General features: G+C 74.8%; 10 protein-coding genes. 5 read left to right on the top strand and 5 right to left on the bottom strand.

The window, feature by feature from the left end; all coding sequences use genetic code 11:
• Positions 1 to 75: 75 nt before the first annotated feature.
• A complete protein-coding gene (locus DDW44_RS27630) occupies positions 76 to 579 on the top strand; it encodes a DUF309 domain-containing protein (protein WP_027733871.1) in 504 nt (167 codons plus the stop codon).
• A gap of 215 nt (positions 580 to 794) precedes the next feature.
• Here DDW44_RS27630 and DDW44_RS27625 read toward each other — a convergent pair whose 3' ends face one another.
• Positions 795 to 1214, bottom strand: coding sequence for a DoxX family membrane protein (locus DDW44_RS27625; protein WP_018891771.1), 420 nt, complete (start codon positions 1212 to 1214; stop codon positions 795 to 797).
• A 553-nt stretch (positions 1215 to 1767) separates the two neighbouring features.
• On the opposite strand from DDW44_RS27625, the gene DDW44_RS27615 reads away from it, so the two are divergent.
• Complete coding sequence (locus tag DDW44_RS27615) at positions 1768 to 3456, top strand: S8 family peptidase (RefSeq protein ID WP_108908162.1); 1689 nt, start codon at positions 1768 to 1770, stop codon at positions 3454 to 3456.
• 190 nt (positions 3457 to 3646) lie between these two features.
• A complete protein-coding gene (locus DDW44_RS27610; RefSeq protein ID WP_108908161.1) occupies positions 3647 to 6562 on the top strand; it encodes a helix-turn-helix transcriptional regulator in 2916 nt (971 codons plus the stop codon).
• A 235-nt stretch (positions 6563 to 6797) separates the two neighbouring features.
• Here DDW44_RS27610 and DDW44_RS27605 read toward each other — a convergent pair whose 3' ends face one another.
• Complete coding sequence (locus DDW44_RS27605; RefSeq protein WP_206307394.1) at positions 6798 to 8375, bottom strand: DHA2 family efflux MFS transporter permease subunit; 1578 nt, start codon at positions 8373 to 8375, stop codon at positions 6798 to 6800.
• 305 nt (positions 8376 to 8680) lie between these two features.
• Between DDW44_RS27605 and DDW44_RS27600 the strand changes: the two genes are divergently transcribed.
• Complete coding sequence (locus tag DDW44_RS27600; RefSeq protein WP_108908159.1) at positions 8681 to 10117, top strand: MFS transporter; 1437 nt, start codon at positions 8681 to 8683, stop codon at positions 10115 to 10117.
• 60 nt (positions 10118 to 10177) lie between these two features.
• On the opposite strand, the gene DDW44_RS33280 is transcribed toward DDW44_RS27600, so the two are convergent.
• Positions 10178 to 11239 (bottom strand): hypothetical protein, encoded by a 1062-nt coding sequence (locus tag DDW44_RS33280; RefSeq protein ID WP_108908158.1) that lies wholly within the window; start codon positions 11237 to 11239, stop codon positions 10178 to 10180.
• Between the two features lie 285 nt (positions 11240 to 11524).
• On the opposite strand from DDW44_RS33280, the gene DDW44_RS33275 reads away from it, so the two are divergent.
• Positions 11525 to 14686 (top strand): AfsR/SARP family transcriptional regulator, encoded by a 3162-nt coding sequence (locus DDW44_RS33275; protein WP_108908157.1) that lies wholly within the window; start codon positions 11525 to 11527, stop codon positions 14684 to 14686.
• A gap of 66 nt (positions 14687 to 14752) precedes the next feature.
• Here the strand turns inward: DDW44_RS33275 and DDW44_RS27585 are convergent, their stop codons facing one another.
• Both DDW44_RS27585 and DDW44_RS27580 read right to left on the bottom strand, forming a co-directional pair.
• Complete coding sequence (locus DDW44_RS27585) at positions 14753 to 14953, bottom strand: hypothetical protein (RefSeq protein ID WP_017947419.1); 201 nt, start codon at positions 14951 to 14953, stop codon at positions 14753 to 14755.
• Positions 14954 to 15247: 294 nt separating this feature from the next.
• Complete coding sequence (locus DDW44_RS27580; protein WP_017947420.1) at positions 15248 to 16567, bottom strand: MFS transporter; 1320 nt, start codon at positions 16565 to 16567, stop codon at positions 15248 to 15250.
• Position 16568 lies beyond the last annotated feature (1 nt).

The raw sequence follows: 16568 nt of genomic DNA, 5'->3' as shown, positions 1-16568 counted from the left end.
CGGAGACACGGCCCTCACCGTGTGCCGTGGGTCCGCGGTCGGGCCCGATCGTGCGTGAGGAGTGACAATCGGGGCGTGAGCAGGACGTCGAGGGATCGCGATGACGAGGGGCGGGCGCGCAGCGCGCGTCCGCGGGACGGGCTGGGCCGGCCGCTGCCGTACGGCGCGGAAGGCGTGGAGCGGCAGCCGGAAGGGGTGGTCCGCTCCCCGGAGGAGACGCTGGCCGAGGCGCAGCGGCTGCTGGACGCGGGGATGCCGTTCCACGCCCATGAGGTGCTGGAGGACGCCTGGAAGTCCGGGCCCGGCGAGGAGCGCGGGCTGTGGCGGGGGCTGGCGCAGCTGGCGGTGGGGTTGACGCATGCCGCACGCGGCAATCCCACGGGGGGCGCCGCGCTGCTGGCCCGCGGCGCCGAGTCCCTCGCGCCGTACGGGGCCGGTGGGCCGCACGGGGCCGGTGGGCCGTACGGGATCGACGTCGCCGGGCTGACCCGCTGGGCGGAGGCGCTGCGGGACGGCCTGCGGAGGGACGGGAGGCCGGTCTCCGCGGCCGCGCGGGCGCCCCGGCTGCGGGCGCGCTGAGCCCGTCGCTCCGCGCACCGGGCCGCCGCCGTTGCGGGGGACCGGCCGCCGGACGGCGTGGTGCGGCGCAGCCGGCCGTCCCCCGGCCGGGTGTGAGGACGATCCGTGGCACCCGGGCCGGGTGCCACGGATCCCGCCCCGCCGGGGTCCGGTTCCGCCGTACGCTCAGCGGCCCCCCGGCGCGAGGAGACGCCGCCACGACGAGGGCGCCCGGCTCATCCCATGGAGAGCAGGGGCCCGGTGAGGGTCAGTCCGAGGTCGTGCCCCGCGTGGGCGAAGAAGGCCGTCATCACCAGCGCGGCGCCGCCGAGGGCGGTGTCCTTCAGGAACGAGATCTGTTCCGTCTGGCGCGTCTGGGGGTCGGTCTCCTTCCAGAAGGCGTGCATGATCAGCGCCGTGGGGAAGAGGAAGGCCGCGATCAGCAGGGCGCCGAGGTCCGCCCAGACGCCGAGCAGGACGCTCAGGCCGCCGAGGAGCATGAGCAGCCCGCTCAGCAGGGTCGCGGCCTCCGCGGCGGGCACGCCCTTGGACGCGGCGTAGGCGCCCAACTGCTTGTGCTGGGTGAGGTGTCCCACCGCGGAGTACAGGAACAAGAGCGCGAACAGGATGCGCCCGATCAGTACGAGGACATCCACGCCGACCTCCCTGAGTTGTGGGCGAGGGTTCCCGCCTCCATTGTCCTCCGCGCTGCCCTCCGGGCCCGGTGAACGCTCGAGTTGCAGCGTCGTCGCAGGTCAGCGGGTGAGGGGAGCGGCCCGGTCCGGCTCACGGGGGGTCGTGCAGGGGGCGACAAGGGTTTTCCCCGTATCGGGTTCACCTCGGCGTTCCCTACTGTCTGCCGCACCGGCGGATCCCGGCCACCTACCTGAATGTCAGGTGCATGTTAACTCTGGGTGACGTCCGGTGGCGGCTCTCGACCAGGGGCCGTCATGCAGGAGGCGGCGCACGGGCGAACCCGGCCCGGGGCTCCACGGATCGCACCCCCACAGCGGACCGCGGACGCCATGCGCCGCCCCTCTGCTTCCGCACCGTCAGTTGAAAGGGATCATCTTGAACGGTTCCGGACGGAGACTCATATCCGTCGTGGCCGCGAGCGCCGCGATACTGGGTGCCGCCGCCACTTCCTCCGTGGCGTTCGCCGCCGCCCCGGGGGAGCCCTCGCCGAAGCCCGCCCCGGCTTCGCAGTCGATGACCGGGCTGCCCGCCTCCCCCGTGGAGAAGGTCATCGTCACCTACAAGTCCCAGGCCCCGGAGGCGGGTTCGAACACCGCCGCGGCCGGGGACGCCAAGACCAAGGCCGCCCAGACCGGGGAGAACCTGCGCTTCGAGCGCCGCCTCGCCGGCGGTGCCGCGCTGGTCGACCTGGGCGGGGAGGCCTCGAAGAAGGACCTCGCCGAGGTCATGGACGCCTTCCGCGCCGACCCCTCGGTCGCCTCGGTGGAACCGGACATCCGCGCGTACGCGATGGCGGTCACCCCGAACGACACCGACTACACCAAGCAGTGGGACCTGTTCGAGGCCACCGGCGGCATGAACGTGCCCGGCGCCTGGGACAAGACCACGGGCAGCGGTGTCACCGTCGCCGTCATCGACACCGGCCACGCCGCCCACTCGGACCTGGACGCCAACGTCGTCTCCGGCTACGACTTCATCTCCAGCTCCGCGGACGCCCGGGACGGCAACGGCCGCGACTCCAACGCCAGGGACGAGGGCGACTGGAACGCCACCGACAACGAGTGCGGTCTCGGCTCCAAGGCGAGCAACTCCTCGTGGCACGGCACGCACGTCGCGGGCACCATCGCCGCCACCACGCACAACGGCAAGGGCGTCGCGGGCATCGCGTACAGCGCGAAGATCCAGCCCGTGCGGGTGCTCGGCAAGTGCGGCGGCTCGTCCTCGGACATCGCCGACGCCATCACCTGGGCCTCCGGCGGCAGCGTGCCGGGCGTCCCGGCCAACCCGACCCCGGCGAAGGTGCTCAACCTCAGCCTCGGCGGCGCCAGCTCCACCTGCCCCAGCGTCTACCAGAACGCCATCAACGGCGCCGTTTCCCGCGGCTCCACGGTGGTCGTGGCGGCCGGCAACAGCAACGCCAACGCGTCCGGGTTCACCCCGGCCAACTGCGCCAACATCATCAACGTCGCCTCCACGAGCCGTGAGGGCAACCGCTCCTTCTACTCCAACTTCGGCTCGATCGTCGACGTCGCCGCGCCCGGCGGCGAGACCCGCCGCGCCACCGACACCCCCGGCACGGTGACCACCCCCGAGAACGGCATCCTCTCCACGCTGAACTCGGGCACCACCACCCAGTCGGCCGAGAACTACAAGCCCTACCAGGGCACTTCGATGGCCGCACCGCACATCGCCGGTCTCGCCGCCCTGCTGGAGTCGGTCAAGCCGTCGCTGACCCCGGCCGACATCGAGTCGGCGATCAAGGCGAACGCCCGTCCGCTCCCCGGCACCTGCACCGGCGGCTGCGGCGCCGGCATCGCCGACGCGACGAAGACGGTCGACGCGGTCACCGCGCCGGCGGGCACCACGTTCACCAACGGAACGAACGTCACGATCTCGGACAACTCCACGGTGTCGTCCTCGATCACGGTCACCGGCCGCACCGGCAACGCCCCCGCCGCCCTCAAGGTGGACGTGGACATCAAGCACACCTGGCGCGGGGACCTGGTCATCGACCTGGTCGCCCCGGACGGGACCGTGCGCAACCTGAAGACCTCGTCCGGCTCGGACAGCGCCGACGACGTCCTCGCGACGTACATCGTCGACGCCTCCAGCGAGGTCGCCAACGGGACCTGGAGGCTTCAGGTCCGCGACGTGGCAGCGGGTGACACCGGCTACATCGACAGCTGGAGTCTCACCTTCTGAGACAGCGGTACGACCGGTATCCATGCAGGTCAGGGGCGCGTTCGTGGGCACATTCCACGGGCGCGCCCCGCCGTCGGCCCGGGAGGGGCCTGTCCGCATCCCGGACACCAGGCCTGGACGGGGGCGAGGGGATTCGTATTCTCTGCTCGAACGGGCAGGGGGCCCGCGCGCCGGAGGGTGGTGGGGGTACGTGAGCATCGGTGCGTACCCGCCCCTGCGCGCCGGCGTGGGGGGACCCCGCGTACCGGTCGGCCGGGCCGAGCTCCTCGACCGCCTCGACCGGGTCCTGCACACCGGCGGGCGCGCCCTCCTCACCGGCCCCGCGGGGGTCGGCAAGTCCGAGGTGGCGCTCGCCATCGCGGCGCGCGCCGAGGCACGCGGCGAACACGTGCTGTGGCTCGCCACGCTCCCCACCGACCGCGGGACCCCGGGTGCGGCCGCCGCCACGCTGGTGGCCTCCGTCGCCACGTCGGTGACCGGCGACGGACCGCGCACCGGCCCCGGCGGCGCGGCGGCCACGGGACAGGACGTCCTGCGGGGGCTGCCCGGCCCGCAGCGCGCCGCCGTGGCGATGCTGTGCCGGGAGGCGCCCGTGCCCGAGGGGGGCTGGGACCGCATCGCCCTGCGACTGGCCCTCGCCGGCATCCTCCGTACGCTCGCCGCCCGCTGCCCGGTCCTGCTCGTCGTCGACGGAGTGCAGCGGATGGATCCGGAGAGCGCGGACCTGCTGCGCTTCGCCCTCCATCTGACCCCGTCCGCGCTGCGGGTGGTCGCCGTGGAGACCCCCGCCGCGGAGGCGTACGGCCCCGGTTCCCCGGGCGAAGGCCCCGAACCGCTGTGGGTCCCCTCCGAGGCGGATGTGCTGAACGTGCCGCCGCTGCACGCCGACGAGATCGCCGAACTCCTCATCCACCACCGCCTCCCGTCCCGGATGGCCGGCCGCATCCACCGGGCCAGCGGCGGCAACCCGCGACTCGCGCTCGCCATCGGCCGCTCCCTCGCCGACGCGCGGACTCCGGTGCACCACGCCGAAGCGCTGTCGCTGTCGGGCCGGGCCCGCGACCTCGCGCGGCAGCTCCTCGGCGTGGCCTCCCCCGCGGTGCGCGGCACGCTGCTGCTCGCCGCGCTCGCGCTGCGGCCGTCGGCGTCGCTGATCCGCCGGGCGGGCCGCCCCACCGCGGAGACCGACCTGGCCACGGCCGAGCGGGCCGGGCTGGTCACCCTCACCGAGGACGGGTCCGTGGCCTTCACGGCCGGCGTGCTGCCCTCGACGCTCGTCCACGACGCCTGCTGGACCGAGCGCAGCCAGGGGCACGCCGCCCTCGCCCGGGTCGTGGACGACCCGGTGGAGGAGGTCCGGCACCGGGCTCTCGCCACGGACGTGCCCGACGAGCTGCTGGCGGCCGAGGTGGCCGCGGCGGCCGAATCCGCGCGGCGCCGGGGCAACAGCGCCCTGGCGGCCGAACTCGCCCTCCTCGCCGCGGAGTCCACGCCCGGCCGGGAGGGACGGCAGCGGATCGCCCGGCTCGTGGACGCGGCGGAGGAGGCCGCCCGCGCCGCACGGGCCGACCTGGCGGTGCGGGCCGCCACCGATCTCCTCTCCCGGGACGCCGCCCCCGCCGACCGGGTCCGCGCCCGGCTCGCGGTGCTGGACACCGCGGGGCAGGGGCTCACCAACCTCGACGAGATCTATGTGCACGCGATGGAGGACTCCGAGGGCGACACCGCGCTGCGCGCCGCCGTGCAGCTCCGGCTGGCGGTGAAGTACGTGCTCGCCGACGGCGATCCGGTGCGCTCGCGGGCGGCCGCCGTCGACTCGGCCGAACTGGCCTGCTCCGTGGGCGACGCGAAGACGGCGGCCAGGGCGCTCACCGTCCGGGCGCGCATGGAGCGCTTCCTGGGCTCGCCGGACGCCGAGCGGGTGCTCGCCGAGGCACACGCCCTGGAGATGGTCGAGCGGCCGCTGGGGGTCCGCAACGCCGCCCGGATACTGACGATCCGCCACGCCCTGTTCGACGACCGGCTCGGCGACGCCCGGGACCAGCTGAACGCGCTGCTGCCGCTGGTCGAGCGTCGCGGCACGGTCGAGGACGCCATCGAGCTGTTCAACACGTCGGCCGAGGTCGAGGCGCGCCGGGGACAGTGCGCGGTGGCACTGTCCCACGCCGGACGGTCGCTGGCCCTGACCCTGGAGGCGGGCCTCTCCCCGGGGCCCGCGTGGTACTCGCTGGCCCTCGCCGAGACGGCGGGCGGCAGCTTCGCCCGCGCCGCCGGCTACGCCCGCCGCAGCGCCCAGGCGTCCGAGGAGGAGGGCGACCACGTCTTCCTGTCCCGCAGCCTCTACGCGCTCGGCCGCGTCCAGCTCGTCACCGGCGACGTGGCCAACGCCCTGGAGACCCTGCGCCGGGTCCAGGCCGGGGAGCGGGCCCAGTCCGCCGTGGACCCGTCCATGCTGCGCTGGCACGAGGAGCTGGCCGAGGCGCTGATCGCCAACGACGCCCCCGAGGAGGCCGCCGATGTGCTCGCCGGCGTCCGCCCGGTCGCGGAACGTCTGGGCCGTACGACGGTGCTGCTCGGCTGCGACCGGGTGTACGCGCTCTACCTGGCGGCGGGCGGGAAGTCCGACGAGGCGGCCGTACTGCTGGCGGACACCGCCGACCGGTTCGGCGGCGCGGGGCTGCCGCTGGAGCGCGGGCGGGCGCTGATCGCACTCGCCCGGGTGGAGCGCCGCCGTCGCAGGCGTTCGGCCGCCCAGCAGGCGCTGCAGGCCGCGGCGACGGTCTTCGAGCGGTCGGGCGCGGCGCCCTGGCTGGCGCTGGCGTCGGAGACCCCGTCGGGGACGGCCGAGCCCGCGCCCTCCCGCGACGGCGCGCTGTCGTCGCTGACGGAGGCGGAGCTGCATCTGGCGCTGCTGGTGGGGCAGGGAGCCAGCAACCAGGAGGCGGCGGCCCGGCTCTATCTCAGTGTGAAGACGGTCGAGGCCCGGCTGACCCGCATCTACCAGAAGCTGGACGTGCGTTCGCGGGCGCAGCTGGCCGGTGCGCTGAGCGCCTGGCCGGGGCTGAGGCCGCCGCCGGTCCTCGCGGACGGCCCGCCCGTCGGCTGAGCACGGGGCGCCGGGAGCCGTCCCCGGCGGGCGGCTTCTGCCGGCCCGCACGGCCGGGCCCGTCGCCCTCTCGGCGGGGTCGCCCCGGCCCGCGCGGTGGGACCCGCCCGTCCCGGCCCGCGCGGTGGGACCCGGCCGGCCCGGCGAACCCGAACCGCCGACGCCGTCGGGCGTGGCGGCCGCGCCGGGGACCCGAGACCCCGGACGGGCGGGGCGGCGGTTTGGTGCCGGGCCTTCACCGTGCCGCGCGGGACTCCGTACCGCCGCCCGCGACGGTCCAGAGCAGCACCATGGTCACCGCGCAGAGGGCCGCGGCGACACCGACGCTGATCTGGCAGCCCTGGATGAAGTCCCGCGTCGCGGCCTTTACGATGGCGTGCTGCTGCTCGGGCGAGGCCCCGGGCAGCGGTCTCCCGGGGCCGATCTCGGCCGCGTAGGCGTAGGGGTTGGCCTCCTGGACGATCCGGTCGGCGATCGCCCGGCGGGCCGTCGCGTCCGGGACCGCCTGGCGCAGGTCGGCGCCGAGCGTCCTGCCCAGCCAGACGGCGAGGATGCTGCCGAGGACGGCGAAGCCGAAGGTGGAGCCGATGGCCCGCTGGGCGCTCATGATGCCGGAGGCCATCCCGGCCCGGTCCACCGGCACCGCGTTCATGGCCAGGGCGGTGACCGGGGTGACGAGGAGTGCCACTCCGGCGCCGCAGAGGAAGAGTCCCGCCGCGACCACGGCCACGGAGACCGGCATCCCCAGGGCGATCACGGTCAGCCCGGCGACCAGCAGCGGCTGGCCGCTCCTGGCGACGGGCAGTGGCCCGAACCGCGCGGCCAGCCGGCCGGCGATCGGGGAGAGCAGCATGATGTTGAAGGCGAACGGGAGGATCAGCAGCCCGGCCGACGCCGGCGAGTACGCCTCGACGTTCTGGAAGTACTGCGTGACCACCAGCAGCATTCCGTACGCGCTGAAGAACGCCGAGAAGATCGTGGCGATGCCCACGGCGTACGCGCGGTTGCGGAAGAGACGGACGTCCATCATCGGGTGCGGGTTCCGGTACTCGTAGCGGGCGAAGACGACGAGGCCCACCCCGCCGACGGCCAGCAGGGTCAGGATCCCGGACGACGTCCAGCCGGCCTTCTGCCCCTGGATCAGCCCGTAGGCCAGGGATCCGACGGCGACGACGAACAACGCCTGGCCTGGCCAGTCGAAGCCCCGAGCGGTCTCCTGCCGCGACTCGGCGACATGACGGAGGGTCAGCACCAGGACCAGCGCACCGACGGGCACATTGACCATGAACACGGCCCGCCAGCTGATGCTCTCGGTCAGCACACCCCCGACCGTGGGACCCAGGGCGGTCGCCACACTCGCCACACCGGTCCACAGTCCGATGGCCTTCGCCCGCTCGTCGTCGTCGGGGAACGCGGCGCTCACCAGCGCCAGCGACGTCACGGTCACCGTCGCCGCCCCGATGCCCTGCACGGCGCGGGCGACCGCCATGGGGAGGAGCCCGGGCGCCAGGCCCGCGGCGGCGGAGGCGAGGGTGAACACCGACACGCCCGCGACGTACAGGCGCCTGCGCCCGAACCGGTCGGCCGCGGTCGCCCCGGCCATGATGAACACCGCCATGCCGATGGAGTACGCGGCGACCACCCACTGCAGCCCCGACTCGCCGACGCCGAAGTCCCGCTGGATGTCCGGCAGGGCCACGTTGGCGATCAGGGCGTCGAGGAAGACCATGAAGAGACCGAGCCCGGTCGCCACGATGGTCAGCACCTGCGTTCTCGTCCAGGCGGTTCCGGTTCGCTGCTTCGTGTGACGCATCGTCACACGCTAAGGGGTGGCGGGTAGTCCCCGGTGGATCCGCGCCATCGGTGCGACATACAGCGCAACATCCGATAGGGCCGACAGATCGGGTACATCCGATACATCTGATATATCCAGTACCTCCGGGATCGTCATGGTTCATTGACTATGCTCGCTACGCACCTGCGGCCCACACCGCCGCAACGCCATGCGGTGGCGCATCGCGGACATGCTCAAACCGCCCGCCGGTAACCGGCGGGCGGACGGACACCGGGAGGGCGTCCGCCGGGCGGCCGGCGGACGCAGGACATCAGGAGCACGCCTTGCACCTCGGCCGACCTCACCGGAGACCTGACGGGGACAGCCCCGGGCCCCGCTCCGGCGCCCACGGTGCCGCGCAGCCGCGTCTCGGCCTGACGCTCGTCGCCGCCTCGCTGTGCATCTTCGTCGTGCAGCTCGACTTCCTGGCACTCAACCTGGCCCTGCCCCGCATGGCCTCGGAGCTCGGCACGACGACCACCGACCTCCAGTGGGTGATCAGCGGCTACATGCTGGCGCTGGCCGCCACCCTGATCCCGGGCGGACGGCTCGGGGACATCCTCGGCCGCAAGCGGATGCTGGTCGGCGGCCTGGTCGTGTTCGGCGTCTGCTCGCTCGCCGCCGGGCTCTCCTCCGAGGCGGGCGTGGTCATCGTCATGCGGATCGCCCAGGGGGTCGGCGCGGGCGTGCTGTTCCCGCTCGCCATCGCGGTGATCACGGATGCCTATCCCCCGGACCGCACGATGCGGGCCATCGGGAACGCCTACGGCATGGGCGCCCTGGCGCTGGCCCTCGGGCCCGTGTTCGGCGGCGGTGTCACCGAGTTGCTGAGCTGGCGCGTGGTGCTGCTGGTCAACGTCCCGACGTGCGCGGCGGCCATCGTGATGGTGGTGGCGGGCGTACGCGAGTCGCACGACACCACCGTGCCCCGCTCGATCGACCTCCCGGGCGTACTCTCGGTGGCGCTCGGCATCGCCCTGGTCACATACGCGGTCGACCGCTCGACCGACTGGCCCCCCGCGTGGACCGCCGGTCTCGCGGCGGCAGGGGCGCTGCTGCTGGTCGCGTTCGTGCTGCGCGAGCGGGTGGCACGCTGGCCGCTGGTCGCCCTCGACCTGTTCCGCAACAAGCCCTACGTACTGATCACCCTGATGGCCACGGTCGCGAACATCGCCTTCGTCGTCGCCATGTACGGCATCACGATCTACCTCCAGCAGGTCGAGGGGTACTCCCCGCTCGGGGCCGGACTGGTCTTCCTCGCCGCGTCCGTCTCCGCGGGGGTCGCCGCGCCGCTCTCGGGGCGGCTCGGCGAGCGCTTCGACGTTCCCCGCACGATGGCCGCGGCGACCGTGGTCGGAGGCGCCGGTCTGTTCGTCGCGTCCTACGGCGGCGGGCTGTGGACCTATGTACCCGGCCTGGCGCTGACCGGGTTCGGGTACGGCCTGGGATGGGCGATGGGCAGCGCAGGCACCCAGGTCGTGGTACCGGCCGAGCGGGCCGGTCAGGCCTCGGGGGTCACGCTGGCCATCGTGATCGGGGTCGCGGGCGTCTGCGTGGCCGCGGGTGCGACCCTGATCGAGGTACGGGCGGCAGGCGAGGGACTGGGCGCGTCCATCGAGGGGGTGCTGCGCTGGATCGCGGTGGGCAGCGCCGTCGCCGCCGCGGTACTCGGTGTGATCGCCTGGCGGCTGATGCCCCGCACCACCGCACGCTCCGGCTGACCGGCCGGCGCGGACGCGGCGGGTACCGGCGCCCCCACCTTCCGGGCGCGGTCCGCCGTTTCAGCAGCGGCTGTCCCAGTGCTGCAGGGCCTTCAGGGCGGCGGTCCGGGTGGCGGGCGCGGCGCGGGTGCCGGGGGTGCCGAGGGTGCCGGGGGTGCCGAGGGTGGGGACGAGCAGGTAGTCGGCGACGGGTGTGAGAAGCAGGGTGCCCGGAGTGAGGGTGAGGAGGCGGGCCTCGTCCCAGGAGTGGCGGATGGCGGTGCGGCGCAGGAGGACGCCGCGGCGGGTGGGGAGGTGCGGGGCGGCGGCTTGTGTGCGGCGGCGGCGTTCGGGGGCGAGTTCGGGCGCGAGGGCCGTACGGACGGCGGCGAGGGGGCCGAGCGGCAGGTGGTCGGCGGCGGCGTCGAGGAGGGTGGCGGCCTCGGGGGCCAGGCGGTAGGCGGCGAGGACGGCGGCGGTCTCGGTGGGCTCGAAGGGCCGGCGGGTGAGGCCCGCGATGTCGAGGAGAGTGACCGGCCCGGGAGGCAGGGCGGGCCGGTGGAGGCGGGACTCGGCGAGGGCGATGAGGCACTCGACGTGCTCGTCGGCCACCAGGTACGGCCTGACGGGCACGGCCGACCCGTCGCCGGGCAGGGCGGCGGTGGTGAGGTGGACGCGGTACCAGGGGTCGACCAGCGGATCCTCGGCCGGCCAGTGGACCGTGACGGTGGTGTGGCGGGGGCGGTCCCCGAGCAGCGCCACGTCGATCTGCTCCACCGGGTGGTCGGTGACCAGGCGGATGACGGCCTGCCAGAGGGCGGCCTCGTCGGGGGCGACGAGATCGAGGGTGCCCAGCGGCCGGAGGAGACCGTCGGGATAGTAGCCGGCGAGCGGGAGCCCGCGGATGGCGCGGACGCCGGTGGCACGGGCGAGTCCCGCGGCCAGCCGGGCGTAGTGGGCGGCGCGGTCGCGGGCACGGCGGAGTTCGGCACGGGCGGGCTCGCCCATCCGGACGCCGTCGCGGACCAGGGCGGAGAGCACCAGATGGGGCAGGTGGTGGCAGGCCCGGGCGCGGCGGAGCAGTTCGGCCGGCCCGTCGGCCGGGTCGGCGTCCAGCAACCGGTACAGCAGCGAGGTATTCACGGACGTCCGCCTCCGAAGGTATGGTCAGGGCCCGGCGCCACCGGCGGCCGAGGGGGCGGGCGGGCGTTGCCGGACCGTCTCCGGCAGTCCCGCGGCTCGGCGATTCTGTCCGGCGGGGTTCAACACCTGGTCACCACAGGTTCAACAGGCTCTCGACACCTGATGTGGCGCTGTGCTTAATAGGTGACACGAAATCCGACATGTGCGCCGAGCGGGGCGGGCACTGTTTTCTGGGGCGGCTGGGGGGCAGCTTTGGGCGATCTCCGTTTCTCGTTACTCGGTCTGATGCGGGCTCATCGGGGCGCGACCGCGCTCAAGGTGGGGAGCCCGCAGCAACAGGCGATGCTGGCCGTCCTCCTGCTTCGGCCGGGGTACTCGGCGAGCGCCGGCGATCTGATCGCGGCACTGTGGGGCGAGGAGCCGCCGAACGCGGCGATGACCACGGTGCGCACCTACGCGTGGCGATGGCGCAAGATGCTGGACGCGGGGGGACAGGAGGATGAGGGGGCCCGAGCGGGGGCAGCGCGGCCCGGGCCGAACGTGCTGGTGTCGATGGGCGACGGCTACCGGCTGGCGCTGCCGAAGCTCGCCGTGGACGCGGCCGAGGCGGAGGCGCTGGCCGCCGAGGCGGAGCGCACCGCCCGCAACGACCCGCTGCGCGCCCGCGACCTGCTCAACCAGGCGCTGGAGCTGTGGCAGGGCGAGCCGCTGACCGGCATCCCCGGACCGTTCGCCGAGCGGCACCGGCAGCGGCTGGAGGAACTGCGGCTGACCCTGCTGGAGGAACGCATCGGGCTGGACCTGACGCTCGGCCGCCACTCGCGCTGCATCCCCGAGCTGACCGCGCTCACCACCGAGCACCCGCTGCACGAACGGGCGTACGGGCTGCTGATGCGGGCGCTGTACCAGGCCGGGCGGCAGGCGGACGCGCTGGCGGTGTTCCGCGGGGTCCGGAAGTTGTTCCTCGCGGAGCTGGGCGTCGCGCCGGGAGCGGAACTGGAGCAGCTGCACACCAGGATCCTGGAGGGAGATCCGGCGCTGGCCGCCCCGGCACCGGGCCCGGCGGCGGTGACACGGGCCGGACCGGAACCGGGAGCCCCCGAAGTGCCGGAGGGCGAGACGGAGGCGGCCCGGGGCCGCGGCGCCGTCGACGGCTCCGGCAACGCGGCCGGTCCACGGGCGGCCGAGCCGGGCCGGCGCGGGGAGGGCGACGGGCGCGGGTCCGCCGCCGGACCGTCGGCCGCGCCGCCGCGGCCGGCTCAGCTGCCGCCGGACGCCACCGACTTCACCGGGCGCAGGGCACCGGTCAGAGTGCTGGACGAGGCGCTCGGCGCGCCCCCGGCGCAAGGCCTGGTGATCGCCACCGTGACCGGTATGGGCGGGGTCGGCAAGACGGCGCTCGCGCTGCACGTGGCGCACCGCGTCCGGGAGACCTATCCGGACGGCCAGCTGTATGTGGACCTGCGCGGCTCCGACCCCGTACCGGCCGATCCGGAGGCGGTGCTCAGCGGGTTCCTGGTGGCGCTCGGGGTGCCCGGCGACGGGGTGCCGGACGGGCTGGACGCGCGGTCTGCGCTGTTCCGGTCCGTGGTGGACGGGCGGCGGCTGCTGATGGTGCTCGACAACGCCAGGGACGCGGCGCAGATCCGGCCGCTGCTTCCGGGGTCCGCCGGCTGCGCGGTCCTCACCACCGGGCGCACGCGGCCGGCCGGGCTGCCGGCCGGCGTCCAGGTCGACCTGGACGTGTTCGAGCCCGCGGAGGCACTGGACCTGCTCGGCCGCACCATCGGTGCGGAGCGGCTGGCCGCGGAGCGGAAGGCGGCACGGGAACTGGTGGTGGCCTGCGGGTTCCTGCCGCTGGCGGTCCGGATCGTGGCCGCCCGGCTCGCGGCCCGGCCGGGCTGGACGGTGCTGACGCTCAGCCGCAGGCTCCAGGTGGAGCGCCGGCGGATCGACGAGCTGCGGATCGGCGACCTCGCGGTGGCCGCCGCCTTCGAACTGAGCTACCGCCAGCTGACCGCCGACCAGGCCCGGGCGTTCCGGCTGGTCGCCTCGGTGGACGGGCCCGACATCGGGCTGCCCGCCGCCGCGGCACTGCTCGACCTCGACGAGTACGACGCGGAGGACCTGCTGGAGGCCCTGGTGGACGTGGCGATGGTGGAGTCGCCGTTCCCGGGGCGGTACCGGTACCACGACCTGCTGCGGGCGTTCGCCCGGCGGCGTCCGGTGGAAGGGGGACGCTCCGCTCCGCCGGGCCGGGTGTCGGCGGAGGGCGGGGAGGCGGTGGCGGCCCGGGACCGGTTACTGGACCATCTGCTGGCCACGGCCTGCTCCGCCTTCCAGCACGCGGTGCCGGGCGATCCGGCGGCGGGCGCCCTGGGGCCGGCCCGTGCCCCCGGCGCGGCCCTGGCCGGGTGGGACGCCGCCCGGGAGTGGACGGACTCGGAGTGCGCGGGTGCGGTGGCACTGGCGGCCCAGGTCGCCGCGGAGGCGGGAGCGGGCACGGCGGGAGGCGCGGTACCTCCGGACGGCACGCAGGGGCCGGCGCTGCGCGCCGCGATCGATCTGCTGATCGCGCTCACCCCGTTCGCGCTCTCCCCGCCGAGCCGACAACTCGCCACCACCGCCGACGCGCTGGCGGAGGCGGCGACGCGTCACGGCGACGTCCGGGCCGCCGGACGGGCGCACTTCCTGCGCGGGAACGTCGCGCTGGCCGCTACCCGGCTGGACGCGGCCGAGGCGGCGGCCCGCCGGGCCGTGGACGCGGCGCGCACCGCCGGCGACACGGTGATCCTCCGCCAGGCGCTCAACGACCTCGGGTTGATCTGCCAGTTCCTCAGCCGGTTCGACGAGGCGGTGGACCACTACGACGAGGCGCTGCTGCTCGCCCATGAACTGGGGCACCGCTCCGGCGCCCTGGTGACGACCGTGAACGCCGCGCTGGCGCGCGTGCGCAGCGGACGGGCGGAGGAGGCGGCGGAGATCTGCCACAAGGTCCTCGCCGAACTGCGGACCCGGCAGGACGACCCCGGGCGGGCGTACGCCCTGTACGTACTGGGCCTGGCGCTGCACGGGCTGGGGCGGCACGAGGAGGCGGTGACCTGGTTCGGGGAGTGCCTGGCGGTGGCGGCGGGGGCCGGGCTGCGCACCCGGGCCGCGCACGCGCGCTACCGGCTGGCGGACAGTCTGCGCTCGCTCGGCCGTGCCGACGAGGCGCTCGGCCACGCCGGGCAGGCGCTGGTGCTCTGCGAGGAGCTGGGGGCGGAGCGGGACCAGGCCCAGGCGCTGGTGGTGCTGGGCCGCTCGCTGGCGGACCTCGGGCGGTGGGCCGAGGCGGGGGCGCGGCTGCGGCAGGCATACGAGATCTTCCGCCGCCTGGGGCTTCCGGAGGCCGTCGAGGTGGCCGGGCTGCTGGAGGAGCCGACCTTCGCGCTGGTCGACCCCTGAAGGATCGAGCGCGGGGCGGCGGCAGCGGAGAAACGGTTCTCCTCGGGTGCCGCCCGCGGGCGCGGCTCAGGAGCCGGTGCTGTTCCAGTCCGTGTGGGCGGCGCCGTCGGTCGGGGTGGTGCTGACGACCCCGCCCTGGCCGGCGTCCGTGGTGCCGTCGGCCACCGCCGTGCCCGCCGCTCCGAGGACGAACAGCGCGCCCAGGCCGAGGCCCGCGGCGGCCAGGCGGATCCGAGTGGCACCAAGGGTGTTCGAACGCTTCGCCATGACTGCTCCCTAGGACGTCTTCCCTGGTGGGAAGGAGGTTCTGCGGAACTTCCCGGAGGTCTCCGGGCTGATGGGACCAGCATGGCAAGGCACGTTCAACGGCCGATCGACGTACGAGCACCGTACGTCGATCGCCGTCGTCGACGGGACGTCGATCGCCGTCGTCGACGGGACGTCGATCGCCCTCCCCGACGGGGTGGCGCGGTGGAGGGGAGGCCCGGGAACGGTGTGCACCGGGCCGCGGGCGCGGGCCGGCCCAGCGGCCCGGGACGGGTCAGGACGGCGCGGGGCGGGTCAGGACGGCGCGGGGCGCTCGGGGAAGCTGCGCAACCCCCGTAGCGGGCCGGCCAGCAGGATCGCACCCGCCGAGAGCAGCACGCTCGCCATGATCCAGATGGTGGTGCGGGCGCCGAGCACCTCGCCCAGCCAGCCGCCGAGCAGGGCACCCACCGGGATGGCGCTGAAGTTGACGGTCGAGGCGCTGGCCCGGATCCGGCCGATCATCGCAGGCGGGCAGTAGGCCTGGTAGAAGCTGCCGGCGATGACGTTCCCGGCGATCACCCCGCAGACGGCGACCGACCAGGCCACCGCGCTCACCGCCAGCGGCAGCCGCTCCCCCGCCAGCGGCAGCAGGAGGATGAACGGCGCCCCCACCAGCTCGCAGAGCAGCAGCCCGCGCGCCGTCCCGAAGCGGCGGGCGATCCGTCCCGCCAGCGCCGCCCCGGCGAGGCCGCCGACGGAGACCAGCGCGAACACCGCCCCGACGCCACCGGGCGTCACCCCCACGTTGCGGATCAGGAAGATGGTCTGCACCGCCTGGATGCCGTTGAGGCCGAGGTTGCCGACGGCCGCGAAGCTCGCCAGTGTGCGCAGGTACGGGTCGCGCACCAGGAACCGGACCCCCTCGCCGATCTCCCGCAGGATGCCGCGCCGTTCGGAGACCGGCGGCGGCTTCTCCTCGGCCCGGATGGTGCCCACGCAGACCGCCGAGACCAGATAGGTGACGGCGTCGGCGAGCAGGCCGCTGACCGCGCCGAACGCCTGCGCGAGCAGTCCGGCCAGCCCGGGGCCGGCGATCTCCGCCGCCGAGTCCCCGGCGCGCAGCTTGACGTTGGCCTCCAGCAGGTCCGGCTTCGCGACGAGCGAGGGCAGCACGGCGCCGTACGCGGTGGACAGGAACACCTTGACCGCACCGGCCAGCAGGGCCACCACCACCAGTTGGGCCATGGTCAGCAGGCCGAGCCAGCCGGCCACCGGCACACTGCCGAACAGCAGCAGCAGGAGGATGTCGCAGACCAGCATCACCTTCAGCCGGGGCCAGCGGTCCACCCAGGCGCCCGCCAGCAGGCCGAGGAACAACCACGGCACCCAGGCGGAGGCGGCCAGCAGGCCGACCATGAACGGCGAGGCCTCCAGGGTGACGACCGCCACCAGGGCGAGCGCGACGTTGCCGACGGCGGTGCCCAGGCCGCTGGTGGTCTCACCGATCCAGAGCTTGCGGAAGTCGCCCTGTGCCCAGAGGCCCCAGCGGCTCCTCCGCGGCGCGTCCCCCGCCGGGGGCGGCGAGGGCGCCGGGGACGGAGGCGGCGGCGGCCCGACGGGGGCTGTGGTCATG

This window comes from Streptomyces tirandamycinicus (genome assembly GCF_003097515.1).
Taxonomy (GTDB): Bacteria; Actinomycetota; Actinomycetes; order Streptomycetales; family Streptomycetaceae; genus Streptomyces; species Streptomyces tirandamycinicus.
This window is presented reverse-complemented; position numbering and strand designations above follow the sequence as displayed.